At 66.9% G+C, this 4531-nt stretch carries 5 protein-coding genes; 3 read left to right on the top strand and 2 right to left on the bottom strand.

Going from position 1 to position 4531, the window contains the following annotated elements; translation table 11 throughout:
- Positions 1-1143: TIM barrel protein (locus tag WG209_RS16520; RefSeq protein WP_337176174.1), on the bottom strand; the 1143-nt coding region annotated here is incomplete at its 3' end.
- Positions 1144-1803: 660 nt separating this feature from the next.
- Between WG209_RS16520 and WG209_RS16515 the strand changes: the two genes are divergently transcribed.
- From WG209_RS16515 to WG209_RS16505, 3 genes are all read left to right on the top strand, one after another.
- Complete coding sequence (locus tag WG209_RS16515) at positions 1804-2241, top strand: hypothetical protein (RefSeq protein ID WP_337176173.1); 438 nt, start codon at positions 1804-1806, stop codon at positions 2239-2241.
- Positions 2242-2518: 277 nt separating this feature from the next.
- Positions 2519-3049: a hypothetical protein gene (locus tag WG209_RS16510; RefSeq protein WP_337176172.1), complete on the top strand. Its 531-nt coding sequence runs from the start codon at positions 2519-2521 to the stop codon at positions 3047-3049.
- Positions 3050-3378: 329 nt separating this feature from the next.
- Positions 3379-3993: a hypothetical protein gene (locus WG209_RS16505; RefSeq protein WP_337176171.1), complete on the top strand. Its 615-nt coding sequence runs from the start codon at positions 3379-3381 to the stop codon at positions 3991-3993.
- An 80-nt stretch (positions 3994-4073) separates the two neighbouring features.
- On the opposite strand, the gene WG209_RS16500 is transcribed toward WG209_RS16505, so the two are convergent.
- The coding region (locus WG209_RS16500) for a transposase (RefSeq protein WP_337176170.1) at positions 4074-4531 on the bottom strand (458 nt) is incomplete at its 5' end.

The following is a 4531-nucleotide window of genomic DNA, read 5'->3' as shown; positions in this document are numbered from 1 at the left end:
GCGGGGGCGTGGGCGTGGACCGGAGGGGAGAGCGTCGGGGTGGGGACGCCTTCGGCGCCCAGGCTCAGCAGGAAGGCGAACAGGTCGGCCCGCTCGCGCGGCGGCGAGGATCTCCGCGACCTCGGCGGCCTGCCTCGGGGTCAGCCCGGCCGCGTCGACGGGGCGCGGGGGGACCGGCGTGCGGGGCCTGGGCTCCGGGCCGGGCTCGGCGCCGTCGAGCTGAGGGACAAGCCAGTCGAGCCCGTCGAGGTTGTCGAGCAGGCGCTCCTCGACGTCGTCGTCGGTGTGCCCGAGGATGCCGATGCGCCCCTTGTAGCCGCTGTCGCGGATGATCCGGAGGAGCTTGAGGTCTTCCTCGCCCTGCCCAAGCGGCAGGATCTTGCGGCCCACGCGATCACCGCCGACGTCCATCCCGTTGATGTTCAGGGCCATCAGGTACGGCAGCATCGTCTTAAGGAGCGCGGGGAAGCGGTCGAGGTGGTCGTGGCCGTGGTGGAGGTTGTAGACCAGGCCCACGTTGTCGATCCCCTGCCCCTTCAGCCGCTCGACGATGGCGATCTGGTTCTCGGGCTCGCCGAACCAGCCGCCGTGGTTGTACAGCCCGACGGAGCACCCGATTTCGGCGGCGGCCCTGGCCAGCGGCGCGACGCGCGCCGCGGCGTCGGCCACGCGACGCTCCTGCTCGGCGCCCTCGACCTTATCCGGGCCGTAATCCGCCAGGACCCAGAGTTGCGACTTGATCCCGTGACGCTTCAGGAGATCCAGGATCCGCCGCGAGTCGTCGTTCAGCTCGGCCGGCCCCCAGAAGGCGGTCAGCTCGATGCCGTGGCGGTTGAGGGCCTCGACCTCGGCGTCGAAGGTGGGGATATGCTCCGCGCGCCAGTCATAGGCGAGGCTCTTGAACCCCAGCCGCTCCAGCATCGCCGCGCGCTCTTCCGGCCCGCGCTTCTTCGAGTCGAACGGCACGACGCACCAGGCCGTCAGGTTGTCGCGGTCGAACAGCTTCGCGCCGGCCTTCTCGGCCTTCGGCGCGTCTTCGCGGCCGACCTGCGCGCAAATCAAATCGGTCGTCAGCAGCGCGACGATCCCCACGAGGGCGACCCAAGCGATCAGGTGTTTCGGTCGGGCGGGGGCGTTCGGCATCGGTGGGCCCTTCGAGGAGCGGGGGGGCTAGCCGGCGGGCCTTCAGGCCCGGATCCGCTAGGTTATCGCCCCGCCCCGCGACGGGCAACCGCCGCGCTCCACGGCGGAGAGGTTGGGACCGGAATCCGGCGGTCCCCGGTCGCGCGATTCACATGAAGTGGCGAAGGGCCGTTCCTCCCGGCCATGATCCTGGCACCGGTCCGCGTGCTCAGGCTTCGCAGGAACGCAAGCGACGGGGCGCAGACATGGGAGGGCAGCCCGCCCACGCGGTAGTTCACCGCGAGCGCCCGCTGCGGTGCCTATGACGGTTTTCGCCCGGGGGGCTCGTCGACTGTGCAGGATGCGGATGAGTCGTCCCGCGCGAACTCGGGAAGTCCCGAAACCCGCAGCGAGGGGCCGGTTTGGAGACTTTGATTCCGAGACGAGATACGGGGCAGAGATCGGAGACGCCGAGGCAGTCGCTCGGCCGAGTCCCAGAAACGGGCGTTTCTGAGACAGTCTCGCCGGCCGCTGCGGGAGGCGGCATCTGAGGAGCAGGTCACAGGCCCTGTGCCGTTTGGGGTACAGGACAACTGGCGGCGTTACCGTGCGTGTCCCTTTGGGATAAACTCAGCTCCTACACCTAAGCCGATTTCGCTGACTGGCCATCGGAGGAGTGGCGTGGGGGCGACCATATATGCCTACATCGAGTATGACGATGCCCCGGAGTACTACCCCGCCGGTTCCGTCCCCGAACCGTTCGCCCAGGAGTCCGATCGGGTCATCGACTTGACCACGAACGTCGGGCTCTCACACGCCAAGGACTACGTCTTCTTGGGGGCAATCGGGGGGCCGAGGAACCCAAAGGGTCTTGCTCCGCTCATCCGGCCGCGTGGCCTGCCGCCTAATGTAAACTGGAGGATCTCCAAGGACTTCGACCCGCAAGACCCGATGGTCGGCTGGTTAACGCCCTTGGAGATCGAAGCGGCTTTGGATCACATGGAGATCCGACGAGAGGAATTGAGTTTCGGCTTGCAGGTCACCTTGGACCTATTGCAGTTGTTGGGGGACCGCTTGGGTCCTGAGCGGGTCCGCTTCGTATTCGAGATGGGCGACTGAGGACTGCTCAACCACCACGCCACATGGCGTCGAGCCTACACGATGTGACCGCTGTCCCCGCGGTGTCATCGTTCTCTGCAATGTAAACGGCTGATTCAGGCGATATCCTCTCTGGCCCTCCCGGCAGCTCCGACGATGCCGCGGAAGGCGGAACGTGCCGTTTGGCGTATACATCAGGTGTCACGGCGGTTAGCCATGGCCCGTTCCTGATATCATCAACCTACTCGGCGGGCCAATCCGCCGTGCATCGGACTTGGCGTCGGGCGGGAGGAGGTCCTTGGTCCATACCGAGCGGATTATCGAGCGGTCGATCGGCATCTGGTCCGAGTGGCCGGGCCGTCGGGTCATGATCGTGGCGGCTGCCGGCCTCCGTGATGGTGTCGATGTCGAAGAGGTACGGGTCGAGTTGTCCGCCGCTCGATGCCCATATTTCATCAGTTGGCAGCAGGAAGACGGAGCGTCTGACGAGACACTCTTTCATTGGCTGTCGGCGCGGCACGCATCGCACTTCAAGGAAGCGAGCTTGGAGGTCCCGGCTCCGCCACCAGCTCTGACTCGGCTCCAGGGCTCGGTCGTCGAGCGGGTCGAGTTGTATGGGCGTAGGGACCTTGACGCGGTTGTCGCGGCCATCGTCCTCGGCCACGGAACCGGGGTCGGCTTCGCAACAGCCCGTGATCTGGCGAACAAGGACCGATTCTCACGTCTCGGGGTCGCGGAATTGGCCGTGGCGGACGGCGATCGCCTTCGCCGCGAGTTATCACGCCAGGGCATGGAGAGAATCGCCGAGCTTCGTGCCCGAACCTCCTAACATCGTGACGCGGCGGGACGAGTCCGCCGCGTCATTTTGCGTCCAGCCCACCCCGCACGCTCGTCGCCCCCCACGCAGGGCCCATTCCCTGCCATGGATGCGGCCGATGCGAACTATGCCCCTTTTGGGACGATCGGCAGCCTCGACGATGCCGTGGGCCTGTCTCAACGACGGGCGTTTTTGAGGCGGGGTAGCCGGGCGTCAGCAGAGGCCGCATCGGACGGGCGGCCTTGGCCCCTCGACCGGTCCGTTGCCCTTGGTCGCCGGGTTGGCGAAACTGCCTACGGATCCCCCTCCACCCCGGCACCACGAGTCAGGCGGTGTACCTCATGGATCTGGTTCAGTATGCACACCGGCTCGAACGGCTCGAACTGGTGGTCTGGTGCGTCGCGGCGCTACTTCTGGTGACCATGTTACTGCTCTTCGCGGTCATCGCGCGGAGCTTGCGACGCCAAGTTGTCCTGCGGGACCGCAAAGGGGCCGTGCGGATGGTTCTCGGGATGGACGAGGCGGACGAGCCGGAGTTGGTCCTGTGGGACCGGGACGCGAAGTCATGGACGGGCATTCGGTGCGATTTGGAGGGCTCACCCAGATTGTTCGCGGCCGACCGGGCGGGGCATGTGGCGATGCAGGTCGGTATCCTTCCCGGGGAAGTCCCCGGGTTGATGATCAGGCATAAGTCCGACCGGGACAGGGTCCAACTCTGTCTGGACGACGCCGGCTCGCCGTACCTCTTCGTGTTCGGGGACGAGGGCACTCGCCGGCTCGCCGTGGGCATCTCGCCAAAGCGCGAGCCGGCAATCGTGTTCTTCGACAGGGCGGGGGAGGAGCGGATTGGCGTAGGATTCGAGGCGAATGGCGAGCCGTTTATTCACGTCCTTGACGAACATGGAAACGTCGTCAATCGGTTACACCCGGCCAAATCCGCCACGCCTGAAAACTAAACACTTGTTCACGCCTAGTTAAGTCCCCCAGGTCATGGCGGCGGGCCCGGCGTCCCGGGAGGGCGACCCGACCCGCCGCACTAGGCCGTGTTGACGGATTGGGCGAGCTTCCGGACGTGGATGAAGCCGAAGACGATCCGGGCGACGCCGAGGTAGACGTCCCTGAGCTTCTCATGCCTGGTGGCGAAGCGGCGGAACTGCTTGGCCTTGGCGAACGCCCGCTCCACCCGGTTCCGCCGCTTGTAGGCCTCCCGCATCTCGTCGTCCCACGGCCAGGGCTCCTTGCGATTCTTCCGGTTCGGGATCACCGGCAGGGCGTCGAGGTCGTCCAGGACGACGTCGCGGACCGCGTCGGAATCGAAGCCCTTGTCGCCCAGGACCTCGGCGCCGCCGCCGCCGGCGTCGCGGGCCTCGATCAGCAGGCCTCTCGCCAGCGGGGCGTCGTTCCTCTGGCCTTCGGCCACGTCCACCGCGACGACGCCGTCCTCGTCGCGCGCCACGGCGATCACCTTCGTCGAGAGGCCGCCGCGCGACCGGC

The sequence above is a fragment of the Paludisphaera sp. genome (assembly GCF_037189885.1).
Lineage (GTDB): Bacteria > Planctomycetota > Planctomycetia > Isosphaerales > Isosphaeraceae > Paludisphaera.
Note: the sequence above shows the minus strand (reverse complement) of the source record. Positions and strands in the feature narration are given on the sequence as shown.

Bases quoted from the DNA above. Each gene is read 5' to 3' on its own strand.
- WG209_RS16505 (WP_337176171.1), top strand. From the start codon at position 3,379: ATGGATCTGGTTCAGTATGCACACCGGCTCGAACGGCTCGAACTGGTG.